Annotated in this window: 29 protein-coding genes; 11 read left to right on the top strand and 18 right to left on the bottom strand. The window is 30.5% G+C overall.

Translation table 11 applies throughout. The annotated features are described in order from the left end of the window. The gene (gene ctb, locus CCUN_RS01250; RefSeq protein WP_027305034.1) at window positions 1-384 is read right to left on the bottom strand and encodes a truncated hemoglobin Ctb; all 384 of its coding nucleotides are present in this window, start codon (window positions 382-384) and stop codon (window positions 1-3) included. Window positions 385-577: 193 nt separating this feature from the next. Here ctb and CCUN_RS01245 point away from each other — a divergent pair, with 193 nt between their 5' ends. The 4 genes from CCUN_RS01245 (at window position 578) to CCUN_RS01230 (ending at window position 3808) form a co-directional block, all read left to right on the top strand. Beyond that, a complete protein-coding gene (locus CCUN_RS01245) occupies window positions 578-1279 on the top strand; it encodes an amino acid ABC transporter permease (protein WP_027305035.1) in 702 nt (233 codons plus the stop codon). Continuing rightward, window positions 1272-1928 (top strand): amino acid ABC transporter permease, encoded by a 657-nt coding sequence (locus tag CCUN_RS01240; protein ID WP_027305036.1) that lies wholly within the window; start codon window positions 1272-1274, stop codon window positions 1926-1928. Before CCUN_RS01245 ends, CCUN_RS01240 begins: the two co-directional genes overlap by 8 nt. Before the next feature lies 1 nt (window position 1929). Then, window positions 1930-2664: an amino acid ABC transporter ATP-binding protein gene (locus tag CCUN_RS01235; protein ID WP_027305037.1), complete on the top strand. Its 735-nt coding sequence runs from the start codon at window positions 1930-1932 to the stop codon at window positions 2662-2664. 265 nt (window positions 2665-2929) lie between these two features. Continuing rightward, on the top strand, window positions 2930-3808 hold the full coding sequence (locus tag CCUN_RS01230; RefSeq protein WP_027305038.1) for a hypothetical protein: 879 nt from the start codon (window positions 2930-2932) through the stop codon (window positions 3806-3808). A 30-nt stretch (window positions 3809-3838) separates the two neighbouring features. Here CCUN_RS01230 and CCUN_RS01225 read toward each other — a convergent pair whose 3' ends face one another. Continuing rightward, window positions 3839-4099: a helix-turn-helix domain-containing protein gene (locus tag CCUN_RS01225; RefSeq protein ID WP_027305039.1), complete on the bottom strand. Its 261-nt coding sequence runs from the start codon at window positions 4097-4099 to the stop codon at window positions 3839-3841. Window positions 4100-4189: 90 nt separating this feature from the next. On the opposite strand from CCUN_RS01225, the gene CCUN_RS01220 reads away from it, so the two are divergent. The 3 genes from CCUN_RS01220 to CCUN_RS01215 are packed head-to-tail and all read left to right on the top strand — an operon-like array spanning window position 4190 to window position 5105. Continuing rightward, the gene (locus CCUN_RS01220) at window positions 4190-4480 is read left to right on the top strand and encodes a hypothetical protein (RefSeq protein WP_027305040.1); all 291 of its coding nucleotides are present in this window, start codon (window positions 4190-4192) and stop codon (window positions 4478-4480) included. Between the two features lie 9 nt (window positions 4481-4489). Continuing rightward, window positions 4490-4654, top strand: a complete 165-nt coding sequence (locus tag CCUN_RS09700) for a hypothetical protein (RefSeq protein WP_157258326.1) — start codon at window positions 4490-4492, stop codon at window positions 4652-4654. 43 nt (window positions 4655-4697) lie between these two features. After that, the gene (locus tag CCUN_RS01215; protein WP_027305041.1) at window positions 4698-5105 is read left to right on the top strand and encodes a hypothetical protein; all 408 of its coding nucleotides are present in this window, start codon (window positions 4698-4700) and stop codon (window positions 5103-5105) included. A 181-nt stretch (window positions 5106-5286) separates the two neighbouring features. Here CCUN_RS01215 and CCUN_RS01210 read toward each other — a convergent pair whose 3' ends face one another. Genes CCUN_RS01210 through CCUN_RS01200 form a run of 3 tightly spaced genes read right to left on the bottom strand, consistent with a single transcriptional unit; the run spans window position 5287 to window position 7202 of the window. Continuing rightward, window positions 5287-6063, bottom strand: coding sequence for a UDP-N-acetylmuramate dehydrogenase (locus CCUN_RS01210; RefSeq protein WP_027305042.1), 777 nt, complete (start codon window positions 6061-6063; stop codon window positions 5287-5289). Next, window positions 6060-6329, bottom strand: a complete 270-nt coding sequence (fliQ, locus tag CCUN_RS01205) for a flagellar biosynthesis protein FliQ (RefSeq protein WP_027305043.1) — start codon at window positions 6327-6329, stop codon at window positions 6060-6062. The genes CCUN_RS01210 and fliQ overlap by 4 nt, the downstream gene beginning before the upstream one ends. A gap of 12 nt (window positions 6330-6341) precedes the next feature. Then, entirely contained in the window at window positions 6342-7202 is an 861-nt protein-coding gene (locus CCUN_RS01200) for a menaquinone biosynthesis family protein (RefSeq protein ID WP_027305044.1), read from the bottom strand. A 106-nt stretch (window positions 7203-7308) separates the two neighbouring features. Between CCUN_RS01200 and recA the strand changes: the two genes are divergently transcribed. The 4 genes from recA to cgpA all read left to right on the top strand — a co-directional run bounded on the left by recA (window position 7309) and on the right by cgpA (window position 10504). Continuing rightward, window positions 7309-8337, top strand: a complete 1029-nt coding sequence (recA, locus tag CCUN_RS01195) for a recombinase RecA (RefSeq protein ID WP_027305045.1) — start codon at window positions 7309-7311, stop codon at window positions 8335-8337. Window position 8338: 1 nt separating this feature from the next. Then, entirely contained in the window at window positions 8339-9583 is a 1245-nt protein-coding gene (gene eno, locus CCUN_RS01190; protein ID WP_027305046.1) for a phosphopyruvate hydratase, read from the top strand. Between the two features lie 65 nt (window positions 9584-9648). Then, the gene (locus CCUN_RS01185) at window positions 9649-9852 is read left to right on the top strand and encodes a hypothetical protein (protein WP_027305047.1); all 204 of its coding nucleotides are present in this window, start codon (window positions 9649-9651) and stop codon (window positions 9850-9852) included. Beyond that, window positions 9842-10504, top strand: a complete 663-nt coding sequence (cgpA, locus tag CCUN_RS01180; RefSeq protein ID WP_027305048.1) for an AMIN domain-containing protein — start codon at window positions 9842-9844, stop codon at window positions 10502-10504. Before CCUN_RS01185 ends, cgpA begins: the two co-directional genes overlap by 11 nt. Window positions 10505-11783: 1279 nt before the next feature. Here the strand turns inward: cgpA and CCUN_RS01175 are convergent. The 13 genes from CCUN_RS01175 to CCUN_RS01115 form a co-directional block, all read right to left on the bottom strand. Then, window positions 11784-12122 carry a YraN family protein gene (locus tag CCUN_RS01175; protein WP_027305049.1) on the bottom strand — a complete coding sequence of 113 codons (339 nt, stop codon included), beginning with the start codon at window positions 12120-12122 and terminating at the stop codon, window positions 11784-11786. Continuing rightward, window positions 12122-13369, bottom strand: a complete 1248-nt coding sequence (locus CCUN_RS01170; RefSeq protein WP_027305050.1) for a homoserine dehydrogenase — start codon at window positions 13367-13369, stop codon at window positions 12122-12124. Before CCUN_RS01170 ends, CCUN_RS01175 begins: the two co-directional genes overlap by 1 nt. After that, the gene (locus CCUN_RS01165) at window positions 13369-14574 is read right to left on the bottom strand and encodes an LL-diaminopimelate aminotransferase (protein ID WP_027305051.1); all 1206 of its coding nucleotides are present in this window, start codon (window positions 14572-14574) and stop codon (window positions 13369-13371) included. The genes CCUN_RS01170 and CCUN_RS01165 overlap by 1 nt, the downstream gene beginning before the upstream one ends. Window positions 14575-14578: 4 nt before the next feature. Further along, window positions 14579-15385 carry a hypothetical protein gene (locus CCUN_RS01160; RefSeq protein WP_027305052.1) on the bottom strand — a complete coding sequence of 269 codons (807 nt, stop codon included), beginning with the start codon at window positions 15383-15385 and terminating at the stop codon, window positions 14579-14581. After that, window positions 15379-16344 carry a membrane protein gene (locus CCUN_RS01155; RefSeq protein WP_027305053.1) on the bottom strand — a complete coding sequence of 322 codons (966 nt, stop codon included), beginning with the start codon at window positions 16342-16344 and terminating at the stop codon, window positions 15379-15381. Before CCUN_RS01155 ends, CCUN_RS01160 begins: the two co-directional genes overlap by 7 nt. Next, window positions 16337-17020, bottom strand: coding sequence for a 23S rRNA (guanosine(2251)-2'-O)-methyltransferase RlmB (gene rlmB / locus CCUN_RS01150; RefSeq protein WP_027305054.1), 684 nt, complete (start codon window positions 17018-17020; stop codon window positions 16337-16339). The genes CCUN_RS01155 and rlmB overlap by 8 nt, the downstream gene beginning before the upstream one ends. 19 nt (window positions 17021-17039) lie before the next feature. Continuing rightward, the gene (gene rsmI / locus CCUN_RS01145; RefSeq protein ID WP_027305055.1) at window positions 17040-17861 is read right to left on the bottom strand and encodes a 16S rRNA (cytidine(1402)-2'-O)-methyltransferase; all 822 of its coding nucleotides are present in this window, start codon (window positions 17859-17861) and stop codon (window positions 17040-17042) included. A 1-nt stretch (window position 17862) separates the two neighbouring features. Continuing rightward, complete coding sequence (gene rpmE, locus CCUN_RS01140) at window positions 17863-18063, bottom strand: 50S ribosomal protein L31 (RefSeq protein WP_027305056.1); 201 nt, start codon at window positions 18061-18063, stop codon at window positions 17863-17865. 71 nt (window positions 18064-18134) lie between these two features. After that, window positions 18135-18788, bottom strand: coding sequence for a 16S rRNA (uracil(1498)-N(3))-methyltransferase (locus CCUN_RS01135; RefSeq protein WP_027305057.1), 654 nt, complete (start codon window positions 18786-18788; stop codon window positions 18135-18137). After that, complete coding sequence (locus tag CCUN_RS01130; RefSeq protein WP_027305058.1) at window positions 18789-19199, bottom strand: hypothetical protein; 411 nt, start codon at window positions 19197-19199, stop codon at window positions 18789-18791. Next, window positions 19196-19636 carry a c-type cytochrome gene (locus CCUN_RS01125; RefSeq protein WP_027305059.1) on the bottom strand — a complete coding sequence of 147 codons (441 nt, stop codon included), beginning with the start codon at window positions 19634-19636 and terminating at the stop codon, window positions 19196-19198. Before CCUN_RS01125 ends, CCUN_RS01130 begins: the two co-directional genes overlap by 4 nt. Then, complete coding sequence (locus CCUN_RS01120) at window positions 19636-20217, bottom strand: 6-pyruvoyl trahydropterin synthase family protein (RefSeq protein WP_027305060.1); 582 nt, start codon at window positions 20215-20217, stop codon at window positions 19636-19638. The genes CCUN_RS01125 and CCUN_RS01120 overlap by 1 nt, the downstream gene beginning before the upstream one ends. Further along, window positions 20214-20948, bottom strand: a complete 735-nt coding sequence (locus CCUN_RS01115; protein ID WP_027305061.1) for a 7-carboxy-7-deazaguanine synthase QueE — start codon at window positions 20946-20948, stop codon at window positions 20214-20216. Before CCUN_RS01115 ends, CCUN_RS01120 begins: the two co-directional genes overlap by 4 nt.

Below are 20948 nucleotides of genomic sequence, written 5' to 3'. Positions count from 1 at the left end.
TCAATGTCCCCCAAATTTATAAAGCATATTTTGAAAATGTGAAGCAATCATATTTGCTCTTTGAAAAATCACATTTTTCATTTCTTCATTATAAAGAGCATTAAGACTTTCTTCGAAAAGACCAAGCCAAACACCAAAAAATTCTTGCGGAAAAGGTGGCAAATCAAGGTGTTTTTTCAAAGGTTGCCCATTATAATCACCCAGACCCAAAAGCATTCCTTTCCAAAAATTTCCAATCTTTGCTTTATGAGCTGTCCATTCTTCATCGCTTGTTCCAACAGAAGCGTTAAAAATAGGAGATAAATCCTTATCTCTTCGCACTTTCTCATAAAAAATTTCCATAAGTTTTCCAATCGATTCTTCGTTGATGGTTTCGTATTTCATTAAAACTCCTTTTTAAATTTTTATAAACGCGTAAATATAACAAATTAAGATAAAATAAATCTTATACTTTGATTTAAAAATTTCTATATCAACAAATTTTTAAATCAAAGTATAAGTAAAATTGTATATTTAAGGAATTTAGAATTTATTAACATAATTAAGAGTAAAATAGCATTAAAAACGAGGGTGAAATATGGATTTAGATTTTATGTTAAGCACTCTTCCAGCTTTTGTAAAAGCAATGTGGCTGACTATAAAGCTTAGTTTTTTTGGCATAGTTTTTTCTTTTATCATCGGTTTGTTTTGTGTTTTGATGGGTTATTTTAAATGGCATTTTTTAGAAAAAATTTGTAAAATTTATATTGAATTTTCAAGAAATACTCCCCTATTGATACAACTTTTCTTTTTATATTATGCTTTACCTAAATTTGGCATTCATCTTGAAAAGATTTACGGACTCAATCTGCTTTGTTTAAGTGTCGATGAGAGTTTGCGTCCCTCTTTTGCTTGTGCGGTCGTCGGACTTAGCTTTTTAGGAGGTTCTTATATGGCTGAAAGTTTAAGGGCAGGTTTTGAAGCTGTGAGAAAACAGCAATTTGAAGCCGGGCTTTCTTTAGGCTTTAGTCATTTTGGAAATTTAAGATACATTATCATGCCTCAAGCTTTAAATATCTCTATGCCAAGTTTGAGTGCAAATATTATTTTTTTAATCAAAGAAACTTCTGTAGTCAGTATCATTGCACTACCTGATTTAGTGACTCTAATGACAAGCCTTAATTCCTTAACCTATAAAACAAATGAACTTTTATTGATGCTATTTTTAGGATATTTGTGCATTATCTTGCCCCTATCTTTTATCTTATCGAGAGTAGAAAAAAGGTTAAATTATGCTTGAAATTTTCAATTCAACAAGCATTTATAGACTTTTTCAAGGACTTTTAATCACGCTTGAAATTTCTTTTTTAAGCATACTCATCACTTCTTTTGGGGGACTTATTTTAGGAATTTTAATGAGTCTTAAAAATCGCTGTATTTATACAATATGCCGCTTTGGACTTGAATTTGTTAGAGTGATGCCCTTGCTTGTATGGCTTTTTGTCGTGTATTTTGGCTTTTCAAGATGGTTTGGTGTGCATTTTAGTTCTGTAACTTCTGCAGTCGTGGTTTTTAGCATTTGGGGTTGTTTTGAAATGATGGATTTGGTGCGTTCTTCTTTACAAAGCATTCCAAAACATCAATACGAATCAGCAAGCTCCTTAGGACTTAGCAAAACTCAAAGCTTTATTTATGTTATCATCCCTCAAGCGGTGCGAAGACTTACGCCTGCGAGTATGAATCTCCTCACGCGTATGATTAAAAGCACAACTTTTGCCTATTTAATTGGTGCAGTAGAGCTTGTAAAAGTTGGACAGCAAATTATAGAATTGCATAATAAAAATGACTTTGCTCCCTTCATGATTTATGGAGTGATTTTTATCATTTATTTTTTGATTTGCTATCCTATCTCTTTGTATTCTAAAAATTTAGAGAAAAAATGGAGTTGATATGGGTATTTTAAAATTAGAGCATTTGTATAAAAATTATGGAGATATTGAAGTTTTAAAGGATATTAATTTAGAGATTGAAGCCAAAGAAGTTGCAGTGATTTTAGGACCTAGTGGTTGTGGTAAATCCACGCTTTTGCGTTGCATTAACGGACTTGAAGAATTTAAAAGCGGGACCTTGTATATTGATAATGAAAAAATCACTAAGGATTTTAAAGAATGGACAAGAATGCGTCAAAAAATCGGAATGGTTTTTCAATCTTACGAACTCTTTGAACATTTAAGTGTGCGTGAAAATATACTTTTAGGTCCTTTAAAAGTGCAAAAAAGAAACAGAGATGAAATTCTAAAAGAAGCTAAAATTTGGCTTGAAAAAGTAGGTTTAGCACATAAAATCGATGCTTATCCTAGAGAGCTTAGTGGCGGACAAAAACAAAGAATAGCCATAGTGAGAAGTCTTTGTATGAATCCAAAATTAATGCTTTTTGATGAAGTAACGGCTGCACTTGATCCTGAAATCGTGCGTGAAGTTTTAGAAGTGATTCTTAATCTTGCTAAAGAAGGGATGACCATGCTCATAGTAACACACGAAATGGGTTTTGCTAAAGCGGTTGCAGATAAAATTGTCTTTATGGATAAAGGGCAAATCATAGAGCAAAATACTCCAGATAATTTTTTTAAAAATCCTTATACAACAAGAGCAAAAAGATTTTTAAATTTATTTGATTATCATTAATTGAAATTTGTTAAAAAAATCTTTATTTTTGCTATATTTTAAAATTCTGCAATTTTATCATTACTAAACTTCACTTCATTTTTACAAGATAAATTTTTATATAAAAATCCTAAATTTTACAAATTAAACATTATTTTTAAGTGTTGATTTATTTTTTTTTTTTTTTGTATAATGTTGCGTTTGAAATTTACAAACTAAACTCATAAATAAAGCTTTGTTATAAAAAGTGAAATTTATCGGAGATTTTTGATTTTAAGGAGAGCTTGTGAAAGGTAAAATTTTAGGTGCAGGTGCAATTAGTGGTGATGATGGCAAACGTTATTATTATGAAGAAAATGAGTTAAAAAACGCAAAAGAAGGGCAAAATATCGAGGGACTTGAGGTTGATTTTGAAGTGATTGATGGTAAGGCTGTAGGTGTTTTTATCCTAAACAAACCTAGCTTTTCAAGCAATTTTAGCTCTTTAAACGCCTCTTTTAATGCATCTATGACAAATCTACCAAATATCGATACAAAATTTGTATTTTTAGATTTTAATGCGGTAAAAAATTTTATCTTTGCTCCAAATATCCATTCAATGAAGTTTTTTGCACTCTTAACCCTTATATGTTATCTCATTACAAATTTGTTGGCTAAAAGCTTTGTATATGGAGGCGGTGCAAGTGCTGCATTTTTTTATATTTTTGGAATTTTAAGTCTTGTGCTTGGGCTGTGGGTGAATTATTTGCTCTTTCAAACAAGTAGCGATAAAAAACCACTTGTATATTTTATTTCTTGTGTGATTGTCGTTGCGGTTATGGGTATTTTGCTCAAAACTCTAGCGGATTCTCTTATGATGAGTATGTTTGGCGGAAGACTTCCTTATTTTAAATTAACGCTTATTGTCTTGCTATTTATTGCATATGCAGTGCTCATACTCTTATGGTATATAAGAGTGGGAAAAATCACAAATGAAAAATTCTTTATGTATAGCTTGTATGCACAACTTGCAAGTTATGCTTGTCTTATCATTATGATTATTATGCTTCTTTGTCGTGAAGAATTTGGCATTTGGTATGATTTTGCAGTTATTTGTGCTATTGCCTCCTCTGCTCTTTTGGCTGTAGCATGGCTTAAATTTAGAGAGATTCACACTATAAACTAATCCTAGCTTGGATTTCAAAGCCAAATTTTATCAATCAATTTCATCAAAAAGCTCTTTAAAACTGATATTTAAACTCTTGCAAATTTTATATAAATGTTCAAGATTGAAATGTTTTCCATAGCGATTATTTTCACAATTTGAGTAAAAAGCTACGGATTTTATACCGATATCTAAGGCTAAATTTAATTGAGAAATTCCTTTTTCTTCTCTTAATTTTCTTATTTTTGCAGATAATTTTTTATGAAATTCTAAAATTTCTTTTTCTGTAGAATTACTAAAATTTATTTTCATCATTTATTCTATAGGATAAGCTAAAATTAAATTATATAGAGATATAATTTTCTTATCTTTATCCTATAGGATAAATTTTAAGGAGTTTCTATGAATATAAAGAATATAAAAATCATCAAAAAAACAGGAGGGGAAAGAATTTTTAAAGCTCCCGTTTTTCCAAAATTTAAAACAGAGGGAGAATTACTCGCTATTACAATAATTTCTAATGAATTTTTACACATCAATCAAAGAAATATACCGAAAAATCTTAGGTTTTATTGTAAAAAAATCGATGAGGAAAGAGTGAGGAATTTTTTAAATGCAATGACTGATGATAACGTCCTTAAAATTGAAGAGGATAATAATCTAAATTTTAGTTTTGATGAAAACATTATATAAGGAGAAAACATGAAAACAATGATTTTATTTTTGGCATTAGGGGTGAATTTAGCTTTGGCTGCTTTTGAATTGACTTCTGAAGATTTAAGTTTAGGATTTTTAAAAGCTGCATTAGCTGTTGCACTATTTAGTGGATTTATAGCAATTATTAAGATACTATTAAAAAATAAATAAATTTATATCACTATTTTCAAATCAAATTTTAAAAGGGTGAAAAATGCTTTGGACTATTATAGGGATTATGGTTTTTATTATTTTACTCATAGGATTTCTTCCCTTGTGGATTAGTATTATTGTGTTTCCTTTAGAAATTATAGCATTTTTAATTAATAAAAGAGAGGAAAAAAGGAGAATAGAAGAAGAGGAAAGAAATTTTAGAAAGAGGGTAGAAGAAGAGGAGTTTTTAAGACAACAAAAACTAAAAGAAAAACAAAATCAAAGTCTTTATGAAAAATCCTTTGTTAATTTTAATAAAGAAACAGAAAATCATCAAAATGAGCAAAATCTCTTACCTAATGAGTCAGAAGAATCAGAAAACAACTTAATTTTTTGGTTTCGGCTTAGTCTTGGCTTTATTACGATTTTTTATTTAGCTTTATATTGCTTTGCAATTCTACACAAATAAAACATTTTTTGCGGGTCATGGCATTAATCTTATTTTAGTTTCATAATAAATCCAAATTATATTATAAATCTATGAGGAATTTTCTATTTTTGCATAAATCCTAAGCAAACTTTTAAACTCTTTCTTATATAAGGCGTTTGATTTCAAAAACACATTTTGCAATTTTTCAATCATACTATGCTTAAATCACAATCACTTCATTTTCAAGTCTTACACCAAATTCCTCAAACACTCTTTTTCTTGCAAGTTCTATGAGATAAATCGCATCTTCAAAACTTGCATTTTTTTTATTGATGAGAAAATTAGCATGTTTATCGCTAATCATTGCATCATTTTTGCAAAAACCTTTAAGTCCCACAGCTTCAATCAACCTGCCCGCAAAATCCCCGCTTGGATTTTTAAAAATCGAACCAAAAGACGCACCTTGAGGCTGATTATCCCTTGTATTTTTTAAAATTGTATCTTTTTGTGCATCAAATCCAAAATAAAGTTTAAATTTCGCACTAAACATAGGTTTTTGAAGAGGATTGAAACGATATTGAAAAGCTATATTTTGTTTAGGAATTTCACCTTCAAAACTTTCAATACTTTGCAAATGTTTGCTGATGTTTTCATCTTTTAAACCCGCATTCATTTTTAAAAGCCCTCCGAGTACTCCGGGAATTTTGCTTAAAAATTCAAAGCCTGCGAGTTTATTTTCTTTTGCAAAACGATACATTGTGCTTGATTTTGTTGCACAGCCTATCTTTAAAATATAAAATTCCCTATTCTTCTCTAAAATTTCGATAAAATCAAAATTCTTGCCTAAAATTCCAAGCTTTTTAGGGTTGTTGCTGACAAGTAAATTATTTGCTCCACCGATTAAAAAACCATCAAAATCGCATTTTTGTTCTAAAATTTCAACCTCAAATTGTGAGCCTATTTTTACAGAGCTGTATTTTTTAAAATCTATAATCATTTAATAAAACTTGGAATTTGATTGATAATACCCGAAGTAAAATCCACCATAGTCGTAACCATCCAAGGCATTAAAAAGATAATCACCACAACCACCAAAATAATCTTTGGCACAAAAGAAAGCGTCATTTCATTAATCTGAGTCGTTGCTTGAAAAATACTGATTAAAAGTCCCGCAATAAGCCCCGCTAAAAGCATAGGCAAAGAAAGCATAAGAGTGGTTTTAAAAGTTGAAACCCCAAGTGCAACTAAGGTACTTTCTTCCATGTTTTCTCCTTTTTAAGAATTTCTTGCATTTTCGTATTCTATAGGGATTAAATAATCCTTTGCATCGATAATTTTATCATAAAATTTATATTCATATCCTAATTTAAATAAAGCATTCACTGCTGCAATTTGCGTTTGACTCATAGAAATGGAATTTTTATTGGCATACAAATCCAAATAATGTTCAAGTTTTTCTTCATTGACACGGATGAGCTTTCTTTCCATTAACATAGCGGCTAAAATTTTGCGATTAGAATCAGCAAGTTCAACCGCCTTACTCAAATCCCTTTCAACCTTTATCGCATCGCTAAGAGGCAAAGAGCGTCTTAAAGCCATTGCACCCAAAGGCAAAGGCAATTCTTCTTGAATCAATTCACGCCAAATATCCCAAAGCTCAGCTTCAACGCACAAATTTTCATCAAATTCCAAAATACTCTCATGTATCAAAACTCCCGCATCCACCTCATCATCAAGCACAGCTTTTTCAATCTCTAAAAAATTTTTATACGATATACGTGCTTGTTTATATTTCATACGAAAAATTAAAGCATTTGTCGTATTTGCACCGCTTAAAGCCACTTTGAAATTTTTTTTAAGCTTTGTGCCTTTTTTTTTAATAAGCTTAGGTCCATAGCCCTCTCCAAAACTTACAGCTGTGCGTAAAAGAGCGTATTCTTTAGCGATTAAAGGATAAAGTGCAAAAGAAATTGCTGTGGCATCAAATTCATTTTTTAGGGCAAATTCATTTAAGCTCTGTATATCTAAGGCTGAATTTTCATAAGAAAATTCATTTCCAACCCAACCAAATTTGATAGCCATATACATAAAAATATCGTCTGCGTCGGGAGAATGTGCGATTTTAATTTTTTTCATCATTAAGCATCCTAAATAATTTCTCTAATTCTAGCAAAATAAAACATTATTTAATTTTATTTTGTTAAAATTCTTTGATTTAATTTTTAAAATTTTGAGGACAATTATGGACGATAATAAAAAAAAATCTCTCGATGCAGCCTTAAAAAGTCTCGATAAAGCCTTTGGTAAAGGCACAATCTTAAGACTTGGAGATAAACAAATTGAGCAAATTGATTCTATAAGCACGGGTTCTGTCGGACTTGATTTGGCTTTAGGAATCGGTGGAATTCCTAAGGGAAGAATCGTTGAAATTTATGGTCCTGAAAGCTCGGGAAAAACAACTCTAACTCTACATATTATAGCAGAATGTCAAAAAGCGGGTGGAGTTTGTGCCTTTATAGATGCTGAACATGCCTTAGATGTCAAATATGCGAAAAATTTAGGCGTGGATACAGACAATCTTTACATTTCTCAACCTGATTTTGGCGAACAAGCCTTAGAGATTGTTGAAACTATAGCGAGGAGTGGGGCTATTGATTTGATTGTGGTCGATAGTGTCGCAGCCTTAACACCAAAGGCTGAAATTGAAGGTGATATGGGTGATCAACATGTCGGACTTCAAGCAAGATTAATGTCTCAAGCTTTAAGAAAACTTACAGGTATAGTGCATAAAATGAACACAACCGTGATTTTTATCAATCAAATTCGTATGAAAATCGGGGCTATGGGTTATGGTACTCCAGAAACCACAACGGGAGGAAATGCTCTTAAATTTTATGCTTCAGTGCGTTTAGATGTTAGAAAAATCGCAACCTTAAAACAAAATGAAGAATCTATCGGCAATCGCGTTAAAGTTAAGGTTGTTAAAAACAAAGTGGCTCCACCTTTCAAACAAGCTGAATTTGATGTGATGTTTGGGGAAGGTTTGAGTAAAGAGGGTGAGCTTATTGATTATGGAGTTAAACTCGATATTATCGATAAAAGTGGGGCATGGTTTTCTTATAAAGATAAAAAATTAGGACAAGGCAGAGAAAATTCTAAGGCTTTCCTTAAAGAAAATCCAAAGCTTGTTGAAGAAATCACAAAAGAAATTCAAAATTCTATGGGCATAGAAAATGTCATCAGTGCAAGTGAAGATGAGGAGGAACAATAAAATGCTGACGATAAAAAATATTAGAGCTTATGAAATTTTAGACAGCAGAGGCAATCCTACAATCAAAACTGAAGTGAGTTTAAGCGATGGAAGCATAGGAGCAGCTATAGTCCCAAGTGGTGCAAGCACAGGTTCAAAAGAGGCTTTGGAGTTAAGAGATAAAGATGAAAGATTTGGCGGAAAGGGTGTGTTAAAGGCTATAAAAAATGTCAATGAAACAATAGCTGATGCTGTGATAGGACTTAATGCTTTCAATCAAAGCACACTCGATGAAACTTTAAAAGAACTTGATGGCACAAAGAATTATTCTCGTTTGGGAGCAAATGCAACTTTAGGTGTTTCTATGGCAAATGCTCGAGCAGCAGCAAATGCCTTAAAAATTCCTTTATATAGGTATTTAGGTGGAGTTCATGCAAGTGTTTTGCCTGTGCCGATGTGCAATATCATCAACGGCGGAGCTCACGCTAATAATAATGTGGATTTTCAAGAATTTATGATTATGCCTTTTGGTTTTACTTCTTTTAAAGAAGCTCTACGCTCTGTTTGCGAAATTTATGCAATTCTTAAAAAAGAATTAGCAAATTTAGGGCATTCAACTGCTTTGGGTGATGAGGGAGGTTTTGCACCAAATTTAGCAAACAATACAGAACCTATCGAGCTTTTAATGACTTGTATTAAAAAAGCAGGTTATGAAAAAAACATCAAACTTGCCTTAGATGTTGCAAGTACAGAATTTTATAAAGATGGAAAATATCATTTAGAAAACAAAACTTTTTCAAGCGAAGAACTCATAGAAAGATATGCAGAACTTTGCACGAAATATCCTATATACAGCATTGAAGATGGTTTGGCGGAAAATGATTTTGAAGGTTGGATTAAACTTACAGAAAAGCTTGGTAAGAAAATTCAACTTGTGGGAGATGATTTGTTTGTAACTAATGAGGAAATTTTAAAAGAAGGCATACTTAAAAAAATGGCAAATGCTGTGCTTATAAAACCTAATCAAATCGGCACTCTTACGCAAACAATGCGTACCGTAAGACTTGCTCATAGAAATGATTATAAATGCATTATGAGTCATCGTTCAGGTGAAAGTGAAGATGCTTTTATCGCCGATTTTGCAGTGGCTTTAAACACGGGACAAATTAAAACAGGAGCCTTAGCAAGAGCTGAAAGAACTGCTAAATACAATCGCTTATTAGAAATTGAGCTTGAAAATGATGAATATTTGGGAGAAAAACTCTGAGTGATTTATTAAAAGAATACGACGAGAGCACTAAAAAAAGTAGTTTTTATACAGCTGTATTAAAGATGATTTTTTGGATTTTTTTGGTTGTGATTGGGGCAATTTATCTAGGAAATATGCTTTTTGGGCAATACTCTTTAGATACTATGCTTTCTTTAGAAAAAACAAAAGAAGAATTGAATAAAAAAATCATTTTACTCAAAGAACAAAATGCGAAAGCACAAAAAGATTATTTTGAATTGCAAGGATTGTACTCAAATGAAAATTAAAATTTTATTGATTTGCCTAATTTTGCTTAACATTCTTAATGCAGATGAAAATCCTTTTCAAAGCGAACAAAATCTTAGCATTATCACTCCACCAAATTTTCAAAAAGATGAAGTGAAATTTAATTCTAATGCTAGAATTTTAAAAAGTGTAACTTTTAATTATATCAATCTTGATGGTAGTGAGAATGCTATCACTTTAGATATTAATAAAAGCATTGATTGGCACGATACTTATATTATCACGCGTCAAAATAATCCAAACCCTTCCAAAATTTTAGATGTTTCAGTAACCATACCTGAAAAAAATGATTTAAGTGCTGAAAGCAATGTCTCTCTTGATTTAGAACTTCCTGAGCAAACGGGTAAGATTTATGATTTTATCGCTTATACCACTTATAAAAATAAGATTAAACTCAATACAAATGATGAAATAATATCTGATTTTTCTATAGGAAATCCAAGTAAAATCATAGTCGATTTTAAATCAAATGCAATTGCTTTAACTAAGAATATAAGATTGAATCATTCTTTGTTTAAACGCATTGATTTTGGCTCTCATAAAGGCTATTATCGTTTGGTGATTTATCTTGATGGTAAATATAATTATAATATACAAAAAGACTCTAGCGGATATTTGATTAGTTTGCAATGATTTTTTTAAGAATGAAATTTTAGAAATTCAACACGGGTTTTTTAAAATTTTAAAGCTATTTTAATAAAAATTGCAACAAAATAAATTGAAAAGATTAAGAGAAAAACTAAAAAATTAATCTTTCAAACTAAAAATTAAATTTTCTTTAGTTATAAAGCTATGGTTTTTTGCTTTGATGATTTTTATTCTTTATCAATGAGATTTAAAAATAAAAACTTTGTTTATATATTTTGGTATGTTTTAGTTTGAATTAAAATTCAATTTTCTTTGTTATGTTCTATTGTAAGGAATGTGCTGTAAAAAAATATTGAATAAAGTTTATTAATAAAAAAACATCATTAATATTAAAAAAATTCCTTAAGGGACTTTAAGCTATAAAAAAGTATAATTGATGATTTTAAGACTTTATCCTTAAAAGACTTGGCTTGTTTTAAGGAGGTTAAAAGATGAATGAAATTTATTTTCTAATTATTCTTTTAATCGTGTTAATTTTAGTTATAAAAAACTAAAGATTAACACACTTTAAAAAAATAAGCTAATTTAATTATAGTCTTACCTTGCTTAAGTTAGTCTTAAAATACTTTAATTTTTCAAGCTGAGTCTTTGCAAGGTGAGGCTTAGCTTTTGAGTTAAATTATTTTAAAAAACTAGAAAATTAAGAGATGAAAAACTAAAGAAATAAAAAATCTAACTCAAAAATATTTAAAAAATCGCAACAAAATCAAATCGTATTAAAGCAACAACGATGGGTTTTGAAAAACTTTTTTGAATTTAAGCTCTTTTGAATTTAAGTTTTTTTGACTTTGCAGAAGAAAATTTTGCTTTAAATGAATACAGCAAAATCAAAAAATAAGTTAAAATAAAAATTACAACAAAAACAAAGTTGATTAAAAAAACCAAATTGACTTATGCTAATGTGATGAATTTTTTATTTCCTCATCTTAGTGCTTTAAAATCTTTTTTTTGTTATTTTGCTTCTTAATGCATTAAAGAAATGGGTTTAATGATAAAAAATCAAACGATGATTTTATAAAACTTTGCTTTAATGATTTAAATAAATCAAAAATATTTTACAAGAAAAGTTATAATTTTTCAAAGCACAATCATCAAAGTTTGTTTTAAATTCTATAAAGAAAATACAAAAATATAAAAAAAATCTCATCTAAAATTCAAGCAGAAATAAAATTTTTTAATCTTTTAAACATGATAAAGAAAATTTAAATCTTTAAAACCGGATAATGATATGAAATTTGAGGGCTTTATTGTATATGAGTTATCCTCAAAAACTTATATTTTCTAAAAAGTCTATATGATCATTTTTTATACAAATCAAATCCAGCTGAAAATCACTTAAATCACCTTTTTTAAGCCTATAAAATTCTATGGTTTTTAAAAGTTTTTGATATTTTTTTTCATCGAGTCGTTCGGAAAGTTCATAATCTTTTTGCGTAAATTTCACTTCTATAAAATGCAAAATTTTGTTTTTTTGGGCAATAATATCAATTTCACCAAATTTTGAATGAAAATTCCTTTCCAAAATCTCAAAACCTTGTTTTTTTAAAAAAACACAAGCCTTATCTTCACCTAAAATTCCGCTTAAATATGCTGATAAACCCATTATTCTATACGCATCATAAAAGGAGAGGTTTTAATAAATTTTTGCTTTTTAAGAGTGTGGATTAAATTCTTAATGCTTTTTTCAAAAGTATGATGAGTTGTAAAAAATAGAGTGCTGTATGTTTCATCCGCTTTAGGTTTTTGTAAAAAACTATCGATAGAAATTGAATTTTCACTCATCATTTGAGTGATTTTAGACAAAACACCGATTTTATCTTCAACCTTTAATCTTAAATAATATTTAGTATAAATATCTTCAATAGGCAATAAAGAATACTTCATATCGCTCTTAAAACCAAACATAGGTGTCTTAAGCTGACCCCTTGCAATGTCTAAAAGATCACTTATCACTGCACTTGCTGTGGCTAATCCTCCCGCTCCCGCTCCATAATATAAGCTTTCGCCAAGCATATCTCCTCTAATACTTACAGCATTCATCACTCCATCAACCTTAGCAATCATCTCATTTTTAGAAAGCATAGTCGGATGCACTCTTAACTCCACCTTAGAATCTTGAGCTTTAGCAACACCTAAGAGCTTAATCGTAAAGCCAAATTCATTTGCAAAATACACATCTTCATTGCTAATTCCGCTAATACCCTCAATCAAAATATCCTCAGGAACAGCTCTAATCCCATAAGCAATACTTGCTAAAATTAAAAGTTTATGGGCTGCATCAAAGCCTTCAATATCAAAACTTGGATCAGCCTCTGCATAACCAAGCTCTTGAGCCCTTTTTAAAACCTCTTTAAAATCACTCCCTTTTTGACTCATATGGGTTAAAATATAATTGCTTGTGCCATTTAAAATTCCTTTGATATTTAAAATATGATTTGCACTCAAACCCTCTTTTAAAACCTTGATTATAGGAATGGCACCCGCAACACTTGCCTCATAACCAAAGGCTAAATTTGAAGCAAGTTTTTCAAGCTCATAACGATGATAAGCAAGCATTGCTTTGTTCGCTGTAACGACATTTTTTTTCTTTTTTAAAAGTTGTTTTATTATCGCAAAAGGTTCTTTAACCCCACCCATAAGCTCGACAAAAACATCAATATCTTTTCGGTTTAAAATTTCATCAGCATTTTGAGTGACGGGGATTAAAGAATTTTTTTTAACGCTCCTCGCTAGAGCAATCACAGGAATTATATTTTGTCCGCATCTTGCCTTGATGATTTTCTCATTTTCGATTAAAGCTTTTACAACAGCACTTCCAACAGTGCCATAGCCGAGTATTGCAACTTTCATTATTCTTCTTTTAAATATTTTTTGATATTTCTAGCAGCTTGTCTGATGCGGTTTTCATTTTCTATCAAAGCAATACGAACATATTCATCTCCCGCTTCTCCAAAGCCTATGCCCGGACTGACTGCGACATTAGCTCTTTGCAAGAGCTGTTTAGAAAATTCCAAGCTTTTTAAATGGGCTTTATTTTGAGGAAGCTTTGCCCACACAAACATACTTGCACGCGGTTTTAATAAACTCCATCCCGCATTATCAAAAGCTGTCAGTAGAATTTCAAGCCTTTTTTCATAAATTGAGCGAATTTCATCGACACAACTTTGATCTCCGTCTAGGGCGATTGTAGCAGCAACTTGTATAGGAGTGTACATTCCATAATCAAACCAAGATTTTATTTTTTTAAGAGCTGCTATGAGTCTTTTATTACCCACAACAAAACCTACACGCCAACCCGCCATATTATAGGATTTTGAAAGGGTGTAAGTTTCTACTGCAACATCTTTTGCACCCTCAACTTCAAAGATTGAAGGAGTTTTGTAATTTCCAAAGGTCAATTCAGCATAAGCAATATCTGAAATCACATAAAATCTTTCTTTTTTTGCCACAGCAATCAATCTTTCATAAAAACTTTTCTCTGCTGTAATTGTAGTGGGATTGTGTGGAAAATTTACAACAAGATATTTAGGGCGTGGAATGCTTTCTTGTAGGGTATAATTTAAACTTTCAAAAAATTTATTCTCATCAAGTTCAAATTTCTCATTATAAACTAAAGGCATCTTAGCCACATTGCCTCCTGCAATGATAAAGGCTTGAGTGTGGATAGGATAAGCAGGAGTTGGCACGATTGCAACATCAGCGGGGTTGATTACCGCTCTTGCTAAATTCACAAAACCTTCTTTTGAACCCATAGTCGCAACCACTTCGCTTTCAGGATCTAAACTCACTCCATATTTTCTTTTATACCAATTACAAATTGCAAGTCTTAACTTATAAATTCCCATTGAAGTTGAATAACCTGAAGTTTTATCTTTATTTGCACTCTCGCAAAGTTTATCAATAATATGTTGTGGAGTTTTTCCATCGGGATTTCCCATAGAAAAATCAATAATATCCTCTCCCGCTCTTCTTGCTGCCATTTTAATCGCATTAACTTCTGCAAACACATAATTTGGAAGTCTTTCTATGGTATTAAAGCGAATTTCATCAAACATAATTTTACCTCTTAAGTGTTATTTTAAGTCCTCTTCTAATATTATCCAAACTATACATATCGCTAATGATTGCATAAACTGCACCGCTTGGAATGATTTCTAAAAATTCATTATTTTTCACCTCACTCTTAACACCCTTAATCAAATTTAAATTCTTATCTAAAAATAAAACTTTAGGAAACCAATTATCTGCTTCATTTGCTTCAATCGCAAGACTTGAAGCATTTTTTAAAGATAGAACATAATCTTTTAAAGGTTTTTCTAAAGATTTTGGCACATTTAAATCGAGATTGATATTTGTCTTAAGTTTTGCTTTGTTAAAATCCAAGTTGTATTCATAATCATAACTTCCCACGCGTTTAATATCTTTAATATAAACTGAATTTGATTTTAAAAGCGTGTAAAAAGTCCCCGGATCGAGAATGTATTGAGACTCCACTTGTATCGTATAATCAATCTCGCCGTCTTTAAGAAGCAAATCCGTAGGGATAAAATACACATATCCTGCATCATTTAAAGCATCATTGATGATTTTAAAAAACAAAACCGCATCGGCTTTTGCCTTAAAATTAAGCCTTAAGCTTTGCGAATTCTTAAGAGCAAGATTAAGCAAAGAATTTGTTTTTAATATCCTAGAAATTTTATCAATATCCAAATTTCCATTTGAATCTGTATAGCTTTGCCCAGAAAATAAAAGTTCAAGTTGAGTTTTTTTACTAGAATTATTGACGATATTTTTGGCAAGTTCCAAACTTGAAAGAGCAAAAAGCTGACTGGATAAAAGAAAGATTAAAAGGATTTTTTTTACCATTCTTTGCCCTTATTAAGCTTCATAAATTCAGCCAAAGTAATGCTTTTAATCTTACCATCTTTAATCAAAAATCGCTTTGAAGTTCCAGCAGGAAAATTCTCTTCTTGCCCCTCTTCATTAATCACATTTAAAGCTGCAGCACCGGTTAATATAAGTCTGTCTTTGTCTAAAGAAATATTAAAATCACCCTCTTCAACAGAAGTGGTTTTCCTATAAGTGTCCAAATCAATGAGTCCGACCCATATTTTCATATTTGCTTTAAATTCAACTTGTTTTTGAGCTGAACTTAAATTTTCCTCTGCAATCTCCGTATTTTGAGTGATATTTTCAAGATTTTGGTTTTCTTCATCGATTTTCATTTCACTTGTTGTATTGTTTTCTGTATCATTTTGAGTTGTATTTGCGTCTGCACTTGTCTCATCTGCATTTTTTTCATCAATATTTTCTTCATCTGTATTTGGGCTTGTATTTTCTTCATTTTCAACGATTAAAACATCGTTTTTTAAATTTTTAAGATTAAATTCAGCTTCATTGACCATATTCGTTACGGAATTTACACTAGCATTATTTTCTTCATTGTTAAAAAAATCTTTGATTGAATCAAAATAATACACTCCCGCTGCTATGATTGCGATAAAAACGACGATTATAATTATAGGCAAAAAAGAAAATTTCTTTTGAGGATAGTAAGAATCAAGCTTAGGTGTGATTGTGTTGTTTTTACTCTTAACCAAGACTTGAATATTATTTTCATTGAGATAATTCTCATATTCTTCTAAAAAATCACCAAAATCAAGCTCATACTCACGATTTAAAATTTTGATAAAGCCTTTTACATTAAAACGTCTTAAAGTTTCAAAATCCTTTTCCACTAAAGCCTCTAAGAATTTTACCTCGATTTGAGTTTTTATCGAAACTTCTTTGAGATTTAAATCCTGTAATTTTTTCCAATTAAGCATTCATTATCCTATCACAAAGTATTGCAAAGGCTGCACTGACATTAAGACTATCAAAGCCATTTTTCATTGCTATACCTAAGCATTCATCGCATTTTTTTATGATTTTATCTGTCAAACCTAAACCCTCGCCACCCAAAACCAAAACTTTTGGCTTTTTTGAAATTTCTAAAGTATGGACTAATTGACCCTTACTATCACTTGCATAAAGATAAAAACCTTTTTGCTTTAATTCATTTAAAACACTAAGAATATCTTTACACAAAGCAATAGGAAAATCCATCGCTGCACCGCTACTTGTGCGAATAACGCCTTCCATAGCAAGTTTTTCACCAATATAAATCAAACCCTCTGCTCCTAAAGCATAAGCTGTTCTTATGATAGCACCGATATTTCCCACATCACTCACACCATAGAGTATAACAATAAATTTTTTCTCTTTAAGCTCGCTCAAACTTACGAATTCATAGTCTTTAATCTCAAGTAAAAAACCTTGATGATTTCCACCTCTTGCATAAGCCTGTGCTGTTTTAAAATCAAGCTTTTTAATCTTAAAACCATAACTTAAAATTTTCCCAAAGGTTTTTTTATCGCAATCCTTTGCTAAATAAAGCTCATTGACGCACTCTTTGTGACGCTCTAAAATATAAAAGAAAATCTGCTTACCATAAACCAACATTGAGAAATTCTACCTAATTTTAACTTAAAATTAATTTTTTATAAAATTCTTTTGGGCTTTTTCCGCTCATTTTAGCCAAAAGTTTGCTCTTGATTTTTAAAGGCAAATCAAGCTCTAAAATATCTTTTTCGCATAGGGTGTTTGTATTAAATTCCTGCTTGAAATTCCCTTGCACAACAAGAACCCACTCCCCTTTTAAATTTGCATTTTCAAGTTCTTTTAAAAGCTCTTTTGCTCTGCCTTTAAATTGAGTTTGAAATTTTTTGCTGATTTCTTTAATGGCAAAAAGCTCTTTATTTGCGTCTAAATTTGCAAGTTCTTTAACAAGGGATAAAATTCTTTTTGGAGATTCATAAACAATGCTAGGATAGGGATTTGATAAAAGTTTTTCTATATCTTTTTGACGCTCTTTTCCTCTATGAGCTAAAAATCCCATAAAAATAAATTCTTTTTCACAAAATGAAGAACTTACAAGTGCTACTAAGGCGGCATTGGCTCCGGGTAATACCTCATAAGAAAGCTTGTTTTTTAAAGCAAATTCAAGCAAATATTTCCCCGGGTCGCTAATTGTTGGCATTCCCGCATCGCTAACATAAGCTGTATTTTTATCAAAAATACTTAAATCAAGTTTTTCTAACAATTCTTTTTCATTGTGAGAGTGTAAAGAAATGAATTTTTTAGGATAAATCTTAGCATTAAATCTGGTATTAAGAAGAGCGATTAAAGATTTGCTTACTCTTGTATCTTCACAAAATAAAAACTCGCAACTCTCTAAAACACTCAAAGCTCTAAAGCTTATATCGTTCAAATTTCCTATAGGTGTAGGAATAAAATAAAGCATATTACTGCATTGAATATTTTTTCTTAAATTTCTCTACACGACCTGCTGCATCGACAATTTTTTCACTTCCTGTAAAAAAAGGATGGCAATTTGAGCAAATATCCACTCTAAGCTCACTCTTATTTGACTTTGTAACAAAAGTATTTCCACAAGCACAACTGACTTTGCATTCTACAAATTCTGGGTGAATTTCTTTTTTCATAATATTTCCTCGCATTTTAAAAACTAAAATTATATTAAAATACAAATAAAAAAAATATAAATTTTATTTTTTTAGATTGAAATTTTTGCAGCCACAGCCATAATAGCACTTTGACTCCTTAAAATATAAGCACAATCTAAACAAATTTTTCTTTTAAATAACAATTTTTCTTCCTCACTAAAACCCCCTTCAGGTCCTATAAAATAGAGTTTATCTTTGTCAAATTCTTCTTTTTTTCCGCTAAAATCAACCAAAATCGTATGGGGATAAGCTTTTAAAAAATTTTCTATGTCATTGAAAATTTCAATCTCCATTTTAAAACTCCTTCCGCATTGCTCACAAGAATTTATAAGTATTCTTTCAAAACGATTCTTATCGATTTTAAAATTTCTTTGAGAAAACTGCGTATAGACTAAAATGAGTTTTGCTATGCCTATTTCATTTAAAAAAGCTAAGGTTTTTTCTAAAATTTTAGGCTCGATGACTGCTAAAGCTAAAGCTAAATGATTCTTTGGCATAGGCACAAAATCGCTTTTTACAAGCTTTAAAACGCAAGAATGTCTATCAAGTTTTATCACTTCATAGGAAAATAAATATTCGTCGTTTAAATTTCTAAGCTTTAAACACTCTCCTAATCTAATGCGACGCACTTTAAGGTGTGAAAATTCCTCATTTTCTAATTTTATCAATTGTGCTCCGCTATTTTTATGATACAAAAATTGCATTTATAAAACTTTGTAACTGATAAAAGGCAAAATGAGCAAGATGATTTCAGAAAGTAAAACGATAAAACTAAGCAATCTAAAAACCCTATAATGTCTTATTTTTCTTGCTTTTTTAAATTGAATAAAATGAAAAATTGCCAGAGAAAAAATCAAAATCCAGCATAAAATCATCAGATAAATATCAAAATTCATTGCAAAATGATTCAAGGCTAAGAGCAAAGCTCCTGTAAAGATTATAAAGGCTAAGAAAATATAATAAATGGGCAAAAATAAACGAATTTTTTTAATGAATTCAAATTCAGTTTTAAAATTTCCTTGAGTTAAAGAGAGATAAAAAAGCATTAAAAATCCCGTTGCATAAAGACTATAAAGATGAAAAGCTACAATAAATTCGTATATTTCTTCATTCATTTATTTCCTTTACTAATAAACTCGGCTAAATTTTCAATCTGTCTTTGACTAAGTTCTAAAATATGATTCTTGTTTTTATCTTGTTCTAAATCATTAAGCCTTTGTATCAAGCTCTGTTTGTCTAAATTTTTAATCGCCCTGCTTCCATTAACCTCAAGTTCTGCTTTTTTTCCATGACAAGAAGAACATTTTTTCTTATATAAAGAATTCACAACACTTAGATTAAATCCTAAATCTGTAGCATTTTCCTTAACTTCATCTTCAATCGGCAAGGGTAAATTTGAATCACTGATTTGAGTCTTTTCATCATTTTGCTCAATTTGCACAAGTTCTTCTGTGGAATTTTGTTCTTTAACCAAATCTTTTTCTTCACTTTGACATGCACATAAAAAAAACAAAACAAATCCTATAAAAAATATAAATAATTTTTTTTTCATCAAACCTCCTTAGGATTTATAAAAATATAAGAATTTTTAAGTTTCTCAAAAAAATCCTTATCCTTCCATTCACTTTTTATCGCAGGTGAAAATTCTATGTCCTTAAGCTCAATCTTAGGCAACAATTCGCTATAGGCATCTTCTCTAAATCCTTGTGCATAACTCTTAGCTGTTTCATGTATAATAATGCTTTTTAAATTCACACCTTTTTCGCCATTAACCATTTTTGTTTTTTTAAGCAAGGTGTCAATGAGTACGAAAAAAATTCTTACAAAATTTTCTGCACTGACATTAAGGGGTAAGAGTATCCAACGCGAAGAATATTTTTGCATCTGTTTTAAATACGCTTTATCATCTGCACTAAAAAGTGTTATAGCGTGATCAAAACTATCGACAATTTGTTTAATCTCTTGTTTTAAAAGTCCAAAATCATAAACCATGCCCGCATTATCCAAATACTGACTTTCAAGTAAAATCTCAATCTTATAAGAATGTCCATGTATGCTGGTTTTGCATCTTTTAGAAGAACAAAAACGAACAATGTGTGCGTTTTCAAATTCAAATATCTTCCTAATAATCATACACCCTCTTGCTCTCCCCAAAGTCTTATATGAATTCTATCCGTATAATTATACCCATTTTTTATGCAAAACTCTACAATTTTAAGTGCATTTGCTCTTAATTTATCCTCATTTTCTCCCAAAGGCATACAATAGACCTCATTAGGAATTTGACTCACAATTTCATCAATCTCACTTGCACTCCTTTGAATGCTTTTTGAATCTAAAACAAATTTATAAAAACTTTGAGTATTTTTAACAATGCTTTCAATGGCTTTAAAATTGATTCTTTTTTCTTTAGCAATCCCGCTATTGCTAAGTTTTATACCCAAAGCAAAAATACATTTTTTATATAAAGGATATTTGTTAAAATCAAGCTCAATGCTTCCATTGCTCTCAAAATGCACCTCTAAATTTGCATTCAATAAAAGTTCTATAAAATTTATAAATTCTTCATCTTGATGATGGATTAAAGGCTCACCACCGGTAATGACAATGATAACACGAAAATCTTTCTTAAGCTCTAAAACCCTTTCAAAAAGACTTTTAGAATCATAAGTTTGCGATTCAAATTCCTTAGTAAAAACCGCCCTTAAAGTATCGCAACCTTGTAAAATCTTGCCATTTTTTTGCCTCTTAACTCCAAAACCTATGCAATTTAAATTACAACCCGCAAAGCGTATAAAAACAGCCAATTTTCCAGCAAATTTCCCCTCACCTTGAATGCTTAAAAAACTTTCTACAACTTGCAA

Source organism: Campylobacter cuniculorum DSM 23162 = LMG 24588 (assembly GCF_002104335.1).
Taxonomy (GTDB): domain Bacteria; phylum Campylobacterota; class Campylobacteria; order Campylobacterales; family Campylobacteraceae; genus Campylobacter_D; species Campylobacter_D cuniculorum.
This window is presented reverse-complemented; position numbering and strand designations above follow the sequence as displayed.

Excerpts from the sequence above, each read along its gene's own strand:
- ctb (WP_027305034.1), bottom strand. The coding sequence starts at position 384 with ATGAAATACGAAACCATCAACGAAGAATCGATTGGAAAACTTATGGAA.
- CCUN_RS01245 (WP_027305035.1), top strand. The coding sequence starts at position 578 with ATGGATTTAGATTTTATGTTAAGCACTCTTCCAGCTTTTGTAAAAGCA.
- CCUN_RS01240 (WP_027305036.1), top strand. The coding sequence starts at position 1,272 with ATGCTTGAAATTTTCAATTCAACAAGCATTTATAGACTTTTTCAAGGA.
- CCUN_RS01235 (WP_027305037.1), top strand. The coding sequence starts at position 1,930 with ATGGGTATTTTAAAATTAGAGCATTTGTATAAAAATTATGGAGATATT.
- CCUN_RS01225 (WP_027305039.1), bottom strand. The coding sequence starts at position 4,099 with ATGAAAATAAATTTTAGTAATTCTACAGAAAAAGAAATTTTAGAATTT.
- CCUN_RS01220 (WP_027305040.1), top strand. The coding sequence starts at position 4,190 with ATGAATATAAAGAATATAAAAATCATCAAAAAAACAGGAGGGGAAAGA.
- CCUN_RS09700 (WP_157258326.1), top strand. The coding sequence starts at position 4,490 with ATGAAAACAATGATTTTATTTTTGGCATTAGGGGTGAATTTAGCTTTG.
- CCUN_RS01215 (WP_027305041.1), top strand. The coding sequence starts at position 4,698 with ATGCTTTGGACTATTATAGGGATTATGGTTTTTATTATTTTACTCATA.
- CCUN_RS01210 (WP_027305042.1), bottom strand. The coding sequence starts at position 6,063 with ATGATTATAGATTTTAAAAAATACAGCTCTGTAAAAATAGGCTCACAA.
- fliQ (WP_027305043.1), bottom strand. The coding sequence starts at position 6,329 with ATGGAAGAAAGTACCTTAGTTGCACTTGGGGTTTCAACTTTTAAAACC.
- CCUN_RS01200 (WP_027305044.1), bottom strand. The coding sequence starts at position 7,202 with ATGAAAAAAATTAAAATCGCACATTCTCCCGACGCAGACGATATTTTT.
- recA (WP_027305045.1), top strand. The coding sequence starts at position 7,309 with ATGGACGATAATAAAAAAAAATCTCTCGATGCAGCCTTAAAAAGTCTC.
- eno (WP_027305046.1), top strand. The coding sequence starts at position 8,339 with ATGCTGACGATAAAAAATATTAGAGCTTATGAAATTTTAGACAGCAGA.
- CCUN_RS01185 (WP_027305047.1), top strand. The coding sequence starts at position 9,649 with ATGATTTTTTGGATTTTTTTGGTTGTGATTGGGGCAATTTATCTAGGA.
- cgpA (WP_027305048.1), top strand. The coding sequence starts at position 9,842 with ATGAAAATTAAAATTTTATTGATTTGCCTAATTTTGCTTAACATTCTT.
- CCUN_RS01175 (WP_027305049.1), bottom strand. The coding sequence starts at position 12,122 with ATGGGTTTATCAGCATATTTAAGCGGAATTTTAGGTGAAGATAAGGCT.
- CCUN_RS01170 (WP_027305050.1), bottom strand. The coding sequence starts at position 13,369 with ATGAAAGTTGCAATACTCGGCTATGGCACTGTTGGAAGTGCTGTTGTA.
- CCUN_RS01165 (WP_027305051.1), bottom strand. The coding sequence starts at position 14,574 with ATGTTTGATGAAATTCGCTTTAATACCATAGAAAGACTTCCAAATTAT.
- CCUN_RS01160 (WP_027305052.1), bottom strand. The coding sequence starts at position 15,385 with ATGGTAAAAAAAATCCTTTTAATCTTTCTTTTATCCAGTCAGCTTTTT.
- CCUN_RS01155 (WP_027305053.1), bottom strand. The coding sequence starts at position 16,344 with ATGCTTAATTGGAAAAAATTACAGGATTTAAATCTCAAAGAAGTTTCG.
- rlmB (WP_027305054.1), bottom strand. The coding sequence starts at position 17,020 with ATGTTGGTTTATGGTAAGCAGATTTTCTTTTATATTTTAGAGCGTCAC.
- rsmI (WP_027305055.1), bottom strand. The coding sequence starts at position 17,861 with ATGCTTTATTTTATTCCTACACCTATAGGAAATTTGAACGATATAAGC.
- rpmE (WP_027305056.1), bottom strand. The coding sequence starts at position 18,063 with ATGAAAAAAGAAATTCACCCAGAATTTGTAGAATGCAAAGTCAGTTGT.
- CCUN_RS01135 (WP_027305057.1), bottom strand. The coding sequence starts at position 18,788 with ATGCAATTTTTGTATCATAAAAATAGCGGAGCACAATTGATAAAATTA.
- CCUN_RS01130 (WP_027305058.1), bottom strand. The coding sequence starts at position 19,199 with ATGAATGAAGAAATATACGAATTTATTGTAGCTTTTCATCTTTATAGT.
- CCUN_RS01125 (WP_027305059.1), bottom strand. The coding sequence starts at position 19,636 with ATGAAAAAAAAATTATTTATATTTTTTATAGGATTTGTTTTGTTTTTT.
- CCUN_RS01120 (WP_027305060.1), bottom strand. The coding sequence starts at position 20,217 with ATGATTATTAGGAAGATATTTGAATTTGAAAACGCACACATTGTTCGT.